A 15,080-nucleotide genomic window follows, 5' to 3' on the forward strand; every position below is an offset into this window, starting at 1 on the left:
AGGACAGCGACTGTCCGGGATGACTGCGAAACTCGGGCCATGTTGGAGACCTCGGCACGTCTGCTCCGCCTGCTGTCCCTCTTGCAGGCCCACCGGGAGTGGTCCGGCGCGGAGCTCGCCGGCCGGCTCGATGTCACCCCGCGCACGGTGCGCCGGGACATCGACCGGCTGCGCGAGCTGGGCTACCCCGTCCACTCCACCCCGGGGACGGCCGGCGGCTACCGGCTCGGCGCGGGCGCCGAACTCCCGCCGCTGCTGCTGGACGACGACGAGGCGGTGGCGGTCGCGGTCGGGCTGCGCACCGCCGCGGCCGGTGGTGTCGACGGCATCGAGGAGGTCTCCGTACGGGCGCTGGCGAAGCTGGAGCAGGTGCTGCCGCACCGGCTGCGGCGCCGGGTCGGTGCGCTGACCGCCTTCACCGTGCCGATACCCGACGCGGGCGGCCCAGGAGTGGATCCGCACACCCTCACCGAGCTCGCGCACGCCTGCCGGGACCGTCAGCGGTTCCGCTTCGACTACACCGCCCATGACGGCACGGCCTCCCGCCGCACCGTGGAACCGCTCCGCCTGGTCTGGGCCCGCCGCCACTGGTACCTCGTCGCCTGGGACGCCGACCGCGCGGACTGGCGCACCTACCGAGCCGACCGCCTCACCCCCACTCCGCCGCACGGGCCGCGCTTCACCCCCCGTACGCCACCGGCCGAGGACCTCGCCGCCTATGTCGCCCAGGGCATCTCCACCCGGGTCTACGCGGAGCGGGCCACCGTGCTGCTGCACGCCCCGCTGGAGCGGGCCGCGGAGCGCCTCAGCCCGGCCGCCGGGGTGCTCGAAGCGGTGGACGCGCAGCACTGTCTGCTGCACACCGGGGCGCAGAGCCTGGAGCTGATGGTGCTCCATATCGCGCTGACGGGCTTCGACTTCGAGGTCCGCGAGCCGCCGGAACTGCTCGACGAGGTACGGGAGATCAGGGACCGGCTGGGCCGGGCGCTGGCACCGTCACCGGCTGCTTCCCCACCTCCGGGTGGTGCAGATCGAACGCCGGGGACTCGGAGCGGATCCTCGGCAGGGTCGTGAAGTTGTGCCGGGGCGGCGGTGAGGAGGTCGCCCACTCCAGGGAGCGGCCGAAACCCCATGGGTCGTCCATGGTGATCCGGGCGCCGTAGTGGGTGGTCTTCCAGACGTTGTAGAGGAACGGCAGCGTGGACAGGCCCAGCAGGAAGGAGCCGATGGTGGAGAAGGTGTTCAGGGCCGTGAAGCCGTCGGCGGCCAGATAGTCGGCGTAGCGCCGTGGCATGCCCTCCACGCCCAGCCAGTGCTGGACGAGGAAGGTCATGTGGAAGCCGACGAACAGCGTCCAGAAATGGATCTTTCCCAGCCGTTCGTCGAGCATCTTGCCGGTGAATTTCGGCCACCAGAAGTAGAAGCCCGCGTAGGTGGCGAAGACGACCGTCCCGAAGACGACGTAGTGGAAGTGGCCGACGACGAAGTACGAGTCGGTGACATGGAAGTCCATCGGCGGCGAGGCCAGGATGACGCCGGTCAGGCCGCCGAACAGAAAGCTCACCAGGAACCCGATCGACCAGAGCATCGGCGTCTCGAACGACACCGAGCCCTGCCACATGGTGCCGATCCAGTTGAAGAACTTCACCCCGGTCGGCGCCGCGATCAGGAACGACATGATGGAGAAGAACGGCAGCAGCACCGCCCCGGTCACGAACATATGGTGCGCCCAGACCATCACCGACAGCGCCGTGATGGCCATCGTCGCGCCGATCAGCATGACGTAGCCGAAGATCGGCTTGCGGGAGAAGACCGGGATGATCTCCGTGATGATGCCGAAGAACGGCAGCGCGATGATGTAGACCTCGGGATGGCCGAAGAACCAGAACAGGTGCTGCCACAGCAGCGCCCCGCCCCACTGCGCGTTGAAGACCACCGCCCCGAACTGCCGGTCCGCCTCCAGCACCAGCAGCGCGGCCGCCAGCACCGGGAACGCCATCAGCACCAGGATCGAGGTGAAGAGGATGTTCCAGGTGAACACCGGCATCCGGAACATCGTCATGCCGGGCGCCCGCAGCACGATGATCGTGGTGATGAAGTTGACGGCACCCAGGATGGTGCCGAATCCGGCGAGCGCCAGCCCCATGATCCACATATCGGCGCCGATGCCGGGGGAGCGGACCATCGAGTTGAGCGGGGCGTAGGCCGTCCATCCGAAGGCCGGGCCGCCGAACGGGGTGAGGAAGCTGCCCAGCACGATCAGGCCGCCGAAGAGGAAGAGCCAGTAGGAGAGCATGTTCAGCCGCGGGAAGGCCACATCGGGTGAGCCGATCTGCAGGGGCATGATCTCGTTCGCGAAGCCGGCGAACGCGGGGGTGGCGAACAGCAGCAGCATGATCGTGCCGTGCATGGTCACCGCCTGGTTGAACTGCTCCGCGTTGATGACCTGCAACCCGGGACGGGCCAGCTCGGCCCGCATCACCATCGCCAGCGCGCCGCCCACCAGGAAGAACCCGAACGCGGTGATCAGGTAGAGGTGCCCGATCTTTTTGTGGTCGGTGGTCGTCAGCCAGTCCACCAGCACCGAGCCGGGGTGCCGCGCCCTGGAGGGCCGGGGGGTTGCCCGGTCGGTGTCCGTAACCATCGGCTGCACCTCGTTCGTCGAAGGTGGACTGGGGCCCGGCACATGATGCTCGCGCGGCGGACGCAGAGCGAGAGGGCGCTCCGGTCCGTTCGGTGGGATCCGGCGGTGCGGCGGACGGCGGGGCCGGGGCGGGCGTGAAGCCCGGTAAGCGGGGCGATGGGCGATGTGCGGAAAATGTGTGTGGAGTGTGTTTCCTTGGCTAATTTCCGGACGGCCGATAAAGAGCCCCGGGTAAAGGGAATCCCGAACTTACGGGGGATTGATTTCGGACGGTGCATCGCGTTGACCGGACGGACCGTGTCCCGTTCCGTGTTCGATCAAGGCGGAATTCCGGCCGATTTATTTTCCACCCGGTTGCGCGGTCACCCGGCGCGTATGGGTGACAGAAGTTCCGGCAAACGCCGGAACGTTAGCTGTGACACAAGTGTGACCAATGCCGGACCGGGAAGTCACGGGGGCGTGCGAGGCCCGGCCTTCCACGGACCGTCGCGGGCGCCTACGGTGGCTGTCATGGACGTACCGAACCTCCCTGACAACCCTCAGGACGACATCGAGGCGTATGTCGGCCTCGCCCGGCAGGACGCCGAGGACCAGGCGCGCGAGCGCGGCTGGACCACTGTCCGCTCGCTGCCGCCGGGCGCGATCATCACGATGGAGTACCTGGCCGGACGGCTCAACTTCGAGGTCAAGGACGGCGAGGTGCACCGCACCTGGCAGGGCTGAGCCCGCTGCCGACGACGAAGGCCCCGGCCGCTCCTGAGAGCGGCCGGGGCCTTCGCTGCGGGGTGAGGGTGTGCGTACCGGCCCCGCGGCTCGTGGGGCGTCAGCCGCTCCCGTTGCGGCCGCGCCCGGACGTCGGGCTCAGCGGCGTGGTGCGCGGGACGCGGTCCGCGTGCGGCGGCCGCCGACTGCCCGCCGGGTTGGCCGGAGTGCGCTCCGAGCGGATGGAATACGGGCGCGAGGGGTGGTGCGGCCAGCCGTCCGGGGTGTGCCCGGCGGTGCCGCGGCCGCCCGTTCCGGCCGAGATCGTCTCGCGTACGAGCACCTCGCCGTCGGAGGCGATGCGCTGCCGGGACACCCCAGGAGCCAGCGCACCGGCCGGCAGCGGGCCGCGCAGCGAGTCGGGGCGCAGTCGCAGCCACAGCCGCAGCAGGATGCCCATGAGACGGTCCTCGAACCAGGTGATCGCGGGCTCCAGCCAGGGCATCGCCAGCAGCACCAGCAGCCCCGCGGCCCAGCCCAGCAGCACATCGCTGACCCAGTGCGTACCGAGGTACACAGTGGTCATGCCGACGCCCAGCGCGCCCAGCGCGGCGATCACCGACAGGCTGCGGCGGCGCAGCGAGGTGGTCGCCAGGTAGGCCAGCACACCCCAGGTGACCACCGCGTTCGCGGTGTGACCCGAGGGGAATATGTCGCCCCCGAGCCACATCTCGTTGGCGCCGACCACGGTCGCGTAGTGCGGGCCGAGCCGGCCCATGCCGAGCTTGGCGGCGCCCACGGTGATGTTCAGCAGCAGCAGTGAGGCGCCGAGCACCAGCAGTGGGTGGAGGTTGCGCTGACGCCAGCAGCGCCAGCCCAGCCAGGCCGCCACCGCCACCGCGGTCGGCCCGCGCTGGCCCAGCACCACGAAGTAGTCGAGGAACGCATGGATCTCAGGCCACTGCTTGTACGGCCTGAAGAACATGACTTGCCAGTCGAACGTGACCAGCCATGAAGTGGCCAGCACCCCGACCACGATCGCGAAATACACCGCCAGCGTCCCCCAGAACAGCCACAGGCGGGTCCGGGTCATGTCCGGCGGTCGGACGCGATCGGTGGGGCGCTCCTCCATCTGGTCGAGCTTGTCATCGGTACGCACTCAATCGACGTTACCGCGTGTGATGTAGGTGCTTGGTCAAACTGTGCGCTTTGTAATGACGATGTGATGTGGAATGTGTCTCAATCGGGGCTTCGCCGCAAGGATTTGCAGGGGAATTCCCGGCGATTCTCAATCCCCTCGCGGCATGCGCGTGTCGTCACCCTGAGCGCCTTATCTGCTTTTCCCCTCCGGAGTTTATCGGCTATTCGCTCGCGGGTCGCGTGACGTTTCCCCGCGGAGGCCCTCACGGAAAGGGTTCGGGTGGTTACGGAGAGTGACTTGAGGGTGGAGTCACGGGGGGCCGGAGCCGTTCAGCCAGAACGCCCCGTAGACCGCGGAGCCCGCCGCCGTCGCCCCGATCACCAGCCAGGACCACACCGGGCGCCACCGCGCGAGCCCCGCCGCCAGGGGCAGCAGCAGCGGATAGGCCGGCAGCATCAGCCGTGGCTTGGACCCGAAGTAGCCCTTGGCGGTCAGCGCGAGCAGCAGCACCGTCCCGCAGTAGACCGCCAGCGGGAGCGGCTGGCCCCGGCGCACCCCGTGCACGTAGAGCCAGGCCACCAGCCCGACGCCGACGGCCAGTCCGAGTCCGGCCGCGAACACCGGTCCCGACAGCTGGTCCCAGATGAAGGTGCCGAACGCCAGCCCCCCGTCGAAGCCGTTGCCCCAGCCTCCCTGGACCTCCAGATAGCCGGTGAACGAGCCCTGCCGCGCCCCCACCCACAGGAAGAAACCGCACCAGCCGAGCGGGGCGAGCAGCACACCGGGCAGCATCCCCGGGTGCCGGCGCAGCGCCGCGCGCAGCCGCACCCCGCCGGCCCGCTCCCGCCACAGCGTCACCGCCGCGGTGATCCATACGGCCGCCACCACCGCCGCGCCCACCGGCCGGGTCAGCCCGGCCAGCGAGGCCAGCACCCCGGCCGCCGCCCAGCGCCCGGTCAGCACGGCGTACAGACTCCAGGCCGCGAGGGCGGTGAACAGCGCCTCCGAGTACGCCATCGACTGCACGATCCCGACCGGCACGGCGGCCCACAGCGCCGCGAGCGCGACCCCGGCCCGCCGTCCGTGCAGCCGCTCACCGGTCGCGTACAGCGCCCAGGCCGCGGCCAGCGACGCCGTCCAGGCGACCACCAGCCCGGCATCGGCGGGCGACAGTGGTGAGAGCGCCGACAGGCCGCGCTCCAGCCAGGGCAGCAGCGGGAAGAAGGCCAGGTTGGAGTGCACCTCGCCGTCGGGCAGCACGGTGGTGAAGCCGTAGCCCTGCTCGGCGACCCGGGTGTACCAGAGCGCGTCCCAGCGGGCGCTCAGCAGGGTGTGCCAGTTCTTGCCGTCGGCCGCCGACCAGAGGGCGAGGACGACGATGCCCAGCAGCCGGATCGCCGCATACGCCAGCAGCGCGGGCGCGGCCCGGCCCAGCGCGGCCCGTACGGCGGATCCGTCGTACCGGGTCCGGCCGGGAACGGCGGCGGAGGCAAGATCGTTCATCGGGTCGATTATCCAGGTGGCCGAAGAACGACTGCCGACGGCCGGGTGGGGAACGCACGGCGCTGCGATGAGCGTCTCATCGTGAGGTGAGCCACGCGGCACGCCACGGGACTCGCGTAGTCTGAGCGTCTTAACTCGCCCGTGCCGCCGGTTCGCCCGGGGCGTTTTCGCGCCCTGTTCCGTGGCCGCGAGAGCATGATCTGGAGGTGCTGCATGTCCGGGACGACCGCGTCCGGCAGTGGACGGACGGCTGGTGTTCCCCGGCTTTCAGGTGGCGGTGCGAACCGCTGGACCGTGCTGATCGTGCTCTGCGTCAGCCTGCTTTTCGTCGCGCTGGACACCACGATCCTGTATGTCGCCGTGCCCTCGGTCACCGAGGACCTGCGGCCGGGACCGGTCGAGCTTCTCTGGATCGTCGATGTCTATCCGCTGATCGCGGCCTCGCTGCTGATCCTCTTCGGCACTCTCGGCGACCGCGTCGGCCGCCGCCGCATCCTCCTCCTCGGCTACGGCCTCTTCGGTCTGGCCTCGGCCGCCGCCGCGCTCGCGCCCAATCCGCAGATCCTGATGGTGGCCCGCGCCCTGCTCGGCATCGGCGGCGCCATGATCATGCCGGCCACGCTGTCGATCCTGCGGCAGGTCTTCCCCGACCGCCGGGAGCGCGCGGTCGCCATCGGCGTGTGGAGCGCGGTGGCCGCGGTCGGTGCCGCGGTCGGCCCGGTCCTCGGCGGCTTCCTCGTCGAGAACTTCTGGTGGGGCTCGGTCTTCCTCATCAACATCCCGATGATGGCCGCGATGCTGCTGATAGGGCGGTGGCTGCTGCCGGAGTCGCGCGGTGAGCGCAACGGCCCCTGGGACGTGATCGGCGCGATCGTCGCGGCGCTCGGTGTGCTGGGCATCGTCCTCGGTGTGAAGCGGATCGGCAGCGGTACGGCCGTGGTCGGCCCGACCACGCTGCTGCCCATCGTCCTGGGCGTGCTGCTGCTGGTCCTCTTCGTCCGACGCCAGCGCCGCCGCAAGGACCCGCTGATCGATGTGCGGCTCTTCGCCAGGCCCGCGTTCGGCACCTCCGTCGGCTGCATCGTGCTGGCCATGCTCGCCCTGGTGGGGCTTCAGCTGATCGCCGTTCAGTACCTCCAGCTGGTCCTCGGGCTGAGCCCGCTGCAGACCGGGCTGCGGATGCTGCCGCTGGTCTTCGCCGCGATGGCCGCCGGCCTCACCGGCTCGAAGATGCTGCAGGCCCTGGGTCCGCGCGCGATGGTCTCCCTCGGCTTCGTGCTGACCGCCGTCGCGGTGCTCTGTCTGACCGCGATGAGCAGTCAGGACCGCCCCTGGCTGCTGTCGCTGGGCTTTGTGCTGCTCGGATTCGGTTTCCAGTCCACGCTGTTCGGGGCCTACGAGTCGATGCTCAGCGAGGCCCCCGCTGAACAGTCCGGCGGCGCCGCCGCGATCGGGGAGACCTCCTACCAGCTCGGCGCCGGTATCGGCGTCGCCCTGCTCGGCAGCGTCATGAACGCCGCCTACGCCCCGGGTCTGAACCACGTCGACGGCGTCCCCGCGCGGGCCTCCGCCGCGGCGGCACACTCCCTCGGCGAGGCGTACAAGGTCGCCGCCGGTCTGGGCGACGCCTCCCGCGCCGCCCTGCGGGAGGCCGCCCGTGACTCCTTCGTCCGCGGACTGCACGTCACCCTCATCGCCAGCGCCGTGCTGCTGCTGGTCGGCGCGGGGATCGCACTGCGGCTGCCGCGCCGCGCGGCGGATTCCACGGAGCGGGCCGAGGCGGACGGGGAGCCTGCGCCCGGTGAGGGCACCGGCGCGGCCGGCCGCGGCAGCAGCGAGCCCGCCCCGGCGAGCTCCGGCCGCTGACCCCCGGCGGTCTTCTCGGGCGTCCTGCCCCGCCGCGCGGCGGTGACCCTTGCCGCGCGGCACCGCGGACCGTACCGTCGGAAGCGCACATAACTAACACTGCTAGTTTTTCGCGCTGATCCGCCGGAGGCCCCGCCATGTCCGCACAGCCGCCCTCGAAGTCCGCAGCGTCCTCGGCACTTCCGCCGTTCGACCCCAGGGACCCCCTGGGCCTCGACGATCTGCTGACCGACGAGGACCGCGCCGTACGGGACACCGTCCGCCGGTGGGCCGCCGACCGTGTGCTGCCGCAGATCGCCGACTGGTACGAGCGCGGCGAACTCCCCGGCATCCGCGAACTCGCCCGTGAACTCGGCTCCCTCGGCGCCCTCGGGATGTCGCTGACCGGCTACGGCTGCGCGGGCGCCGGCGCCGTCCAGTACGGCCTGGCCTGTCTGGAGCTGGAGGCCGCCGACTCCGGTATCCGCTCGCTGGTCTCCGTCCAGGGCTCGCTTGCCATGTACGCGATCTGGCGCTTCGGCTCCGAGGAGCAGAAGCAGCAGTGGCTGCCGCGGATGGCGGCCGGCGAGATCATCGGCTGCTTCGGGCTGACCGAGCCGGACCACGGCTCGGACCCCGCCGCGATGCGGACGTACGCCAAGCGCGACGGCGGGGACTGGGTGCTGAGCGGGCGCAAGATGTGGATCACCAATGGCTCGGTCGCCGGTGTCGCGGTCGTCTGGGCCCAGACGGACGACGGCATCCGCGGCTTCGTGGTGCCCACCGACAGCCCCGGTTTCTCGGCCCCCGAGATCACCCATAAGTGGTCCCTGCGTGCGTCGGTGACCAGCGAACTCGTCATGGACGAGGTGCGGCTGCCGGCCGACGCGGTGCTCCCGGAGGTCACCGGACTGCGCGGCCCGCTGGGCTGTCTCAGCCACGCCCGCTACGGCATCGTCTGGGGCTCCATGGGCGCCGCGCGCGCCAGCTTCGAGGCGGCGCTGGACTACGCGAAGACCCGGGAGCAGTTCGGCAAGCCGATCGGCGGCTTCCAGCTCACCCAGGCCAAGCTCGCCGACATGGCGGTCGAACTGCACAAGGGGATCCTGCTGGCCCACCATCTGGGGCAGCGGATGGACGCGGGGCGGCTGCGCCCCGAGCAGATCAGCTTCGGCAAGCTGAACAACGTACGGGAGGCGATCGAGATCTGCCGCACGGCCCGGACGATCCTCGGTGCCAACGGGATCTCGCTGGAGTACCCCGTCATGCGGCATGCGACCAACCTGGAATCGGTGCTCACCTACGAGGGCACCGTCGAGATGCACCAGCTGGTGCTGGGCAAGGCGCTCACCGGTCTCGACGCCTTCCGGTGAGCGGCCGGGCCCGTGGAACGGGCCGCTGCCTCACCCGGGGGCCGGCGCCGGTGGCTGCCGCCGCGGGCCCCCGGACCCCGGCCGGACACCCGAGGACCGTGCTCAACTCTGGTTGAAGAAGCCGCCGTTGCGGTGGGCGCGGGCCTCGCCGCTGACCACCATGTAGTCGGCCGGGGTCAGCAGGAACACCCGGGTGGCGACCCGCTCGATCGAACCGCGCAGACCGAAGGTCAGGCCGGCCGCGAAGTCCACCACCCGCTTGGCGTCGTCGGACTCCATGGCCGTCAGATTGACGATCACAGGGACGCCGTCCCGGAACAGTTCGCCGATGCCGCGGGCGTCCCGGAAGCTCTCCGGGGAGACCGTGGCGATACGGGTGCCCTGGTCCTGGGCGGTCTCGTCGGCCACTCGGACCCGGGGGTCGGTGACCCAGGGGCTGTCGCCCGAGTCACCGGCATCGGGTCCCTCGGCGTAGTCGTCGTCGTAGTAGCGCTCGTCATCACTGTCGTCGACGAGGCCAAGCCAGGCACTCGCCTTGCGCACCGATCCCATTGACGCCTCCTCTCACCCGCGGTCTCTGCGTGTCCGCCCCTATCGTCGTTCATGAGGCGGAGGGTGTGCCAAGTGGATAGCCGCCGCACGGGGGGTTCGTGACACATCTGGTGCAAAGAGGGTGGCGCAGCATCAGCTTACGCGCCCCGCAAGGAAACTGACAGTACGACGAACATCACGGTGGGTACTCTATCGGGTGACGGGGGTCGGTGGAGCCCAGAAAACGGAGCGGACCCTCGGGTCGGTTCATGCACGGGACCAGGGCAAATGCCAAGGGCCTCGGCGGAGGGTCACGGGATAGCCCGATGATCGGGAGACTGGCCCATCGGAGGGGTGTTGACGCGGCGGCGGATTCCGACCTGTGTCCACCGGACCTGCTTCCCTCGAAAGTTGCCCGAACCGATTGTCCGACGAGGGCGGCCGGATCCCGGGGTTCCGGGCGGGACGCGCGCCCCCCGCCGGGGTGTCGAGCACATCATTTGCGCCACGTTCCACCGCGCCCCCGGATCCCGTCGCACGCGGCGCCCCGCGCACCGCGGGCGGGGGAGCGGAACCGCATCGTCCATCGATCCGTCCCACCCGCGACCGAGGGGGTCAGCGCCGCCCCGGCAGCCGTCAACGTGGCTGCCGGGGCGGAGTTCTGGGGGCGGTGCCGGGATTACGGCCGGGTGTCCGGCGCGAGACATCCGTGCGGACCTCTTGCGCTGCGGGGGTGGTGCGCCCGACACTCCGCTCAGCGCTTGTCAGGGGCACGCCGAAAATGAACGTGCGGATTCCTGTGTGCCCTTCGGCTGCGCCTCACGGGCCGCCCCTCGCGGCCCCCGATCTCCCCTCGGAGGAATCAGTGAGGAACGAGCGCACCACCCCCCGCAGTGGCGTAGCGAGACGCACCCGGCTGATCGCCGTGGCGTCCGGACTGGTGGCCGTCGGCGCCATCGCCATCCCGACCGCCAGCGCGCAGAACCCCGCCCCCGCACAGAAGTTCAGCGCCGCCCAGCTCACCGCCGCCGGTCAGGCGGTCCGTGCCGCGGATGTCCCGGGCACCGCATGGCGGGTCGACAGTGCGACCGGCACCCTGGTCGTCACCGCCGACCGCACGGTCTCCCGGGCCGGGATCGCCAGGATCGAGCGGGCCGCGGGCAGCAATGCCGAGGCGGTCCGCATCGACCGCATCGCGGGCACCTTCCGCAAGTTCATCTCCGGCGGCGACGCCATCTACGCACCCAGCTGGCGCTGCTCACTCGGCTTCAATGTCCGCAGCGGCAGCACCTATTACTTCCTGACCGCCGGTCACTGCACCGACGGCAACCCGCCCTGGTACACCAACTCCTCGCACACCACGAGCATCGGCCCGACCGCCGGCTCCAGCTTCCCCGGCAACGACTACGGCCTGGTGAAGTACACCAACTCCGCCGTGGCCCACGCCGGCACGGTCGGCAGCCAGGACATCACCAGCGCCGGTACCCCCAGCGTCGGCCAGTCGGTCACCCGCCGGGGTTCCACCACCGGCACCCACAGCGGCAAGGTCACCGCACTGAACGCCACCGTCAACTACGGCGGCGGCGACATCGTCTCCGGCCTCATCCAGACCACGGTCTGCGCCGAGCCCGGCGACAGCGGTGGTCCCCTCTACTCCGGGACCAAGGCGCTCGGCCTCACCTCCGGGGGCAGCGGTGACTGCACCTCCGGCGGCACCACGTTCTTCCAGCCGGTCACCGAGGCGCTGAGCGCGTACGGCGTGAGCGTCTACTGACGCCGCCCGGCTGAGCCCGTACCGGCCCGGGATCGCGCGGCCCGGGTCCGTACGGCGCCCTCACTGCGCAGCACGGAACGCCGGACCGGCTCCGGCGGTACGACGGCCCCCGTCCGCCGGCGGACGGGGGCCCCAGCTGTGTCCGCCACGGGCCTCGCCCACCTTCCCGGGCCGGGCATACCATGGAAAGAAGCGCGATTCGGACACGTGCGGCACATCTTCAGGGAGCCGTGATGGTCGAAGAACTGGTGGCGGCCGGGGTGGCGCTGGCCTCCGTGGGCACGGTGTATCTCCTGGCGGCGGCGCGGGTGGTCAAGCAGTACGAACGTGGGGTCGTGCTGCGGCTGGGGCGGCTGGCCTCCGAGGTGCGCGGGCCCGGGTTCACCATGATCGTTCCGGTCATCGACCGGATGCGTAAGGTCAATATGCAGATCGTCACGATGCCGGTGCCCGCCCAGGAGGGCATCACCCGCGACAACGTCACGGTGCGGGTCGACGCGGTCGTCTATTTCAAGGTCGTGGACGCCGCCGACGCGGTCATCCGGGTCGAGGACTACCGCTTCGCGGTCTCGCAGATGGCGCAGACCTCGCTGCGCTCGATCATCGGCAAGAGCGAGCTGGACGATCTGCTGTCGAACCGCGAGAAGCTCAATCAGGGCCTGGAGCTGATGATGGACAGCCCGGCCATCGGCTGGGGAGTGACCGTCGACCGGGTGGAGATCAAGGATGTCTCGCTGCCGGAGACGATGAAGCGGTCGATGGCCCGCCAGGCGGAGGCGACCCGTGACCGGCGCGCCCGCGTGATCAACGCCGACGCCGAGCTGCAGGCGTCGAAGAAGCTGGCCGAGGCGGCCGCGGCGATGTCCGACCAGCCCGCGGCGCTGCAACTGCGACTGCTGCAGACCGTGGTGGCGGTGGCCGCCGAGAAGAATTCCACGCTCGTCCTGCCGTTCCCGGTCGAGCTGCTGCGCTTCCTGGAGCGCTCCGGGCTGCAGGCCCAGGCGCAGACCGCGGCGGCCGAAGCGGAGCGGGACGGCGCCGCCCAGCGGCCGGCCGCCCCGGAGGCGCCCCGGGAGCCGCGTACGGCCGTCGAGCACGGTGCGGAGAGCGGTCTGCCGCCGGAGCTGACGGACCTCCCGCCGGTGGAGGATCTTCCGTAGTCGAGCGCCATTTGTCCCCCTTCATGGGGTTATCCAGGGCGATTTGAGTTGCCCAGGGGGCGGTTCCCGGCCGGTGTTTTCCGGCCAGCTATAGTCCTCACACGTTGCCGTCCGCCGAGCGCTCCGCGTGCCTGCTGACATCTGCACCCGGCACGAGGTGTGCGGATGTCGGTGTGTCCTTCGTGTGGCGAATTGGTGAACTCCCGTATGGAAGACCGGAACTCGGTCTTGTGCGCGAGTGAGGCGGATGGTGATACTCGGCTCCACCTTGGCATGGACGCGACTCCCTAATGCGCCGCTCCTCGGGGCGGACCCGTGCCAGTCCTGATCCCTCACTCTCCGGGCCCGGACAACTCCCCACGGTTTCCTGGCTCATCCCCCCACGGGAGGCACTGAGTTGAAGCACCGACGCATACCCAACCGGCGCGTCGTCATAGCGGGCGCGGGTGCGCTCGCCCTCGCCGCGACCGCCACCGTCACCCTCGCCAACGCCAACGCGTCCACGACTCCCGAACCCCGCCCCTCCCTCGCCAAGCTGACCTCCGCAGCGGCGAACAAGCTCGCCTCCCAGCTCAAGACGGACACCGCCGGTGCCTTCTACGACGCCAAGGCCAAGAAGCTGGTGGTCAACGTCGTGGACAAGGCCGCCGCCAAGGCCGTACGGGCGAAGGGGGCGGAAGCGAGACTCGTCCAGCACACCTTCGCCCAGCTCGACTCGGCCCGGCAGACGCTGAAGTCGAAGGCGACCATCCCCGGCACGTCCTGGGGGATCGACCCGCGGAGCAACAAGGTCGTGGTGACCGCCGACCGCACGGTCAAGGGCAGCAAGCTGGACCGGCTCACCAAGGTCGCCAAGAGCCTGGGCAGCAAGGTCGAGGTCCGCCACAGCAAGGGCGAGTTCAAACCGTTCATCGGCGGCGGCGACGCGATCTGGGGCAGCGGTGCCCGTTGCTCGCTCGGCTTCAACGTCGTCAAGGACGGCCAGCCGCACTTCCTCACGGCCGGACACTGCGGCAACGAGATCAAGAGCTGGTCCGACAAGCAGGGCGGCTCGGCGATCGCCACCACCGAGGACTCCAAGTTCCCCGGCGACGACTACTCGCTCGCCAAGTACACCGGCGACACCCCGCACCCGAGCGAGGTCGACCTCTACAACGGCGGCACCCAGAAGATCACCAAGGCCGCGGAGGCCACCGTCGGTGAGAAGGTGCAGCGCAGCGGCAGCACCACCCAGGTGCACGACGGCACGGTCAAGGCGCTCAACGCCAGCGTCAACTACCAGGAGGGCACGGTCGAGGGTCTGATCCAGACCGATGTCTGCGCCGAGCCCGGCGACAGCGGTGGCGCGCTCTTCGACGGGGAGTCCGCCCTCGGGCTCACCTCCGGCGGCAGCGGCGACTGCTCCAACGGCGGCGAAACCTTCTTCCAGCCGGTCACCGAGGCCCTGAAGGCCTACGGCGCGGAAATCGGCTGACCGCAGGCACACCCCGCACCAGCTCGGCGCACGGTGCCGGGCCCCGGATCCGCTCGTCGCCCGGGGACCGGCACCGTCCCGCGTCGCTCAGCCACCGGTGCCCGCGGCCGCGCTCCGGCCGTCGCCCGGCCCGAACGCCGCCAGTGCCTCCTCGGCCGAACACCGGGCCCGGACATAGGTATCCGCCCATGTGGCCGCCGACGGAGCGTCCGATTCCCGGGCGATCCGGGCGCACGCCGCCTCATGATCGAAGGCCGTATGCCGCAGTGTCACCGCTCCGCCGCCCGGCCCCAGCAGCGCCCAGTGGGCGCCCGGCCGGCCGTACGGCATCCCGACGCTCCCCGGATTGACCACCAGCCGTCCGTGAGTGAACCGGACGAACGGCATATGGGTGTGCCCGCAGACCACCGTCCGTACGGCATCGGGCACCCCCGCCAGCACCTCCGCCCAGCGCTCGGGCCGGGAGTCGACCAGCGCGATCTCGGTGTCGTCGCGCGGGGTGGCGTGGCAGAAGAGGACCGGGCCGAGCCCGGCCACGCCCAGCGTCACGGTGGCGGGCAGCGATCCCAGGAAGTCCAGGTCGTCCGGGCCGAGTTGACCGGCCGCCCAGGCGTCCATCGGATCCCCGGGCTCGTTCCCCGGCCGGGCGGCGGCCATCTCGCGGTCGGCGTTGCCGCTGATCCATACCGCGCGGTCGCCGAGGGCGCGCAGCCGTGCCAGGGTCTGGCGGGGGAGCGGCCCGGCGAGCAGATCACCGGTCAGCACGATGCGGTCGGCGGCGCGGACGTCCGGCTCGGCGAGTACCGCCTCCAGTGCCGGCAGCACGGCGTGGATGTCGGAGAGCACGGCGACGCCCGTGCTGTGCGGGCGAACGGAGTCCGGGTCAGGGGCGCGAGTGTCCATGCGCCGAGCCCAGGCACCGTCACGGCCCCA

Annotated in this window: 12 protein-coding genes; 7 read left to right on the forward strand and 5 right to left on the reverse strand. The window is 70.7% G+C overall.

Annotation, left to right across the window (positions count from 1 at the left end; translation table 11 throughout):
- Nucleotides 1-39: 39 nt before the first annotated feature.
- Complete coding sequence (locus STRTU_RS28250; protein WP_159747439.1) at nucleotides 40-1,074, forward strand: helix-turn-helix transcriptional regulator; 1,035 nt, start codon at nucleotides 40-42, stop codon at nucleotides 1,072-1,074.
- Here the strand turns inward: STRTU_RS28250 and ctaD are convergent.
- Complete coding sequence (gene ctaD / locus STRTU_RS28255; protein ID WP_159747440.1) at nucleotides 965-2,644, reverse strand: aa3-type cytochrome oxidase subunit I; 1,680 nt, start codon at nucleotides 2,642-2,644, stop codon at nucleotides 965-967. The genes STRTU_RS28250 and ctaD overlap by 110 nt on opposite strands.
- Nucleotides 2,645-3,154: 510 nt before the next feature.
- Between ctaD and STRTU_RS28260 the strand changes: the two genes are divergently transcribed.
- A complete protein-coding gene (locus STRTU_RS28260; protein ID WP_159747441.1) occupies nucleotides 3,155-3,367 on the forward strand; it encodes an I78 family peptidase inhibitor in 213 nt (70 codons plus the stop codon).
- 100 nt (nucleotides 3,368-3,467) lie between these two features.
- Here STRTU_RS28260 and STRTU_RS28265 read toward each other — a convergent pair whose 3' ends face one another.
- Together STRTU_RS28265 and STRTU_RS28270 are read right to left on the reverse strand one after the other, a co-directional pair.
- The gene (locus tag STRTU_RS28265) at nucleotides 3,468-4,505 is read right to left on the reverse strand and encodes a phosphatase PAP2 family protein (RefSeq protein ID WP_174878994.1); all 1,038 of its coding nucleotides are present in this window, start codon (nucleotides 4,503-4,505) and stop codon (nucleotides 3,468-3,470) included.
- Nucleotides 4,506-4,796: 291 nt separating this feature from the next.
- The gene (locus tag STRTU_RS28270; protein WP_159747442.1) at nucleotides 4,797-5,990 is read right to left on the reverse strand and encodes a glycosyltransferase family 39 protein; all 1,194 of its coding nucleotides are present in this window, start codon (nucleotides 5,988-5,990) and stop codon (nucleotides 4,797-4,799) included.
- 213 nt (nucleotides 5,991-6,203) lie between these two features.
- Between STRTU_RS28270 and STRTU_RS28275 the strand changes: the two genes are divergently transcribed.
- Nucleotides 6,204-7,856 carry an MFS transporter gene (locus tag STRTU_RS28275; RefSeq protein ID WP_159747443.1) on the forward strand — a complete coding sequence of 551 codons (1,653 nt, stop codon included), beginning with the start codon at nucleotides 6,204-6,206 and terminating at the stop codon, nucleotides 7,854-7,856.
- A gap of 137 nt (nucleotides 7,857-7,993) precedes the next feature.
- Entirely contained in the window at nucleotides 7,994-9,208 is a 1,215-nt protein-coding gene (locus STRTU_RS28280; RefSeq protein WP_159747444.1) for an acyl-CoA dehydrogenase family protein, read from the forward strand.
- A 102-nt stretch (nucleotides 9,209-9,310) separates the two neighbouring features.
- On the opposite strand, the gene STRTU_RS28285 is transcribed toward STRTU_RS28280, so the two are convergent.
- Nucleotides 9,311-9,760 carry a cell division protein SepF gene (locus STRTU_RS28285; protein ID WP_159747445.1) on the reverse strand — a complete coding sequence of 150 codons (450 nt, stop codon included), beginning with the start codon at nucleotides 9,758-9,760 and terminating at the stop codon, nucleotides 9,311-9,313.
- Nucleotides 9,761-10,604: 844 nt separating this feature from the next.
- On the opposite strand from STRTU_RS28285, the gene STRTU_RS28290 reads away from it, so the two are divergent.
- The 3 genes from STRTU_RS28290 (at nucleotide 10,605) to STRTU_RS28300 (ending at nucleotide 14,147) form a co-directional block, all read left to right on the forward strand.
- Nucleotides 10,605-11,513, forward strand: a complete 909-nt coding sequence (locus STRTU_RS28290) for a S1 family peptidase (protein WP_159747446.1) — start codon at nucleotides 10,605-10,607, stop codon at nucleotides 11,511-11,513.
- A gap of 233 nt (nucleotides 11,514-11,746) precedes the next feature.
- Entirely contained in the window at nucleotides 11,747-12,673 is a 927-nt protein-coding gene (locus STRTU_RS28295; RefSeq protein ID WP_159747447.1) for a slipin family protein, read from the forward strand.
- Nucleotides 12,674-13,070: 397 nt separating this feature from the next.
- Nucleotides 13,071-14,147 (forward strand): S1 family peptidase, encoded by a 1,077-nt coding sequence (locus STRTU_RS28300; protein WP_159747448.1) that lies wholly within the window; start codon nucleotides 13,071-13,073, stop codon nucleotides 14,145-14,147.
- An 87-nt stretch (nucleotides 14,148-14,234) separates the two neighbouring features.
- On the opposite strand, the gene STRTU_RS28305 is transcribed toward STRTU_RS28300, so the two are convergent.
- Nucleotides 14,235-15,050, reverse strand: a complete 816-nt coding sequence (locus tag STRTU_RS28305; protein ID WP_159747449.1) for a metallophosphoesterase family protein — start codon at nucleotides 15,048-15,050, stop codon at nucleotides 14,235-14,237.
- Nucleotides 15,051-15,080: the final 30 nt, after the last annotated feature.

It is taken from the genome of Streptomyces tubercidicus (genome assembly GCF_027497495.1).
Lineage (GTDB): Bacteria > Actinomycetota > Actinomycetes > Streptomycetales > Streptomycetaceae > Streptomyces > Streptomyces tubercidicus.

Bases quoted from the DNA above. Each gene is read 5' to 3' on its own strand.
- STRTU_RS28250 (WP_159747439.1), top strand. From the start codon at position 40: ATGTTGGAGACCTCGGCACGTCTGCTCCGCCTGCTGTCCCTCTTGCAG.
- ctaD (WP_159747440.1), bottom strand. From the start codon at position 2,644: ATGGTTACGGACACCGACCGGGCAACCCCCCGGCCCTCCAGGGCGCGG.
- STRTU_RS28260 (WP_159747441.1), top strand. From the start codon at position 3,155: ATGGACGTACCGAACCTCCCTGACAACCCTCAGGACGACATCGAGGCG.
- STRTU_RS28270 (WP_159747442.1), bottom strand. From the start codon at position 5,990: ATGAACGATCTTGCCTCCGCCGCCGTTCCCGGCCGGACCCGGTACGAC.
- STRTU_RS28275 (WP_159747443.1), top strand. From the start codon at position 6,204: ATGTCCGGGACGACCGCGTCCGGCAGTGGACGGACGGCTGGTGTTCCC.
- STRTU_RS28280 (WP_159747444.1), top strand. From the start codon at position 7,994: ATGTCCGCACAGCCGCCCTCGAAGTCCGCAGCGTCCTCGGCACTTCCG.
- STRTU_RS28285 (WP_159747445.1), bottom strand. From the start codon at position 9,760: ATGGGATCGGTGCGCAAGGCGAGTGCCTGGCTTGGCCTCGTCGACGAC.
- STRTU_RS28295 (WP_159747447.1), top strand. From the start codon at position 11,747: ATGGTCGAAGAACTGGTGGCGGCCGGGGTGGCGCTGGCCTCCGTGGGC.
- STRTU_RS28305 (WP_159747449.1), bottom strand. From the start codon at position 15,050: ATGGACACTCGCGCCCCTGACCCGGACTCCGTTCGCCCGCACAGCACG.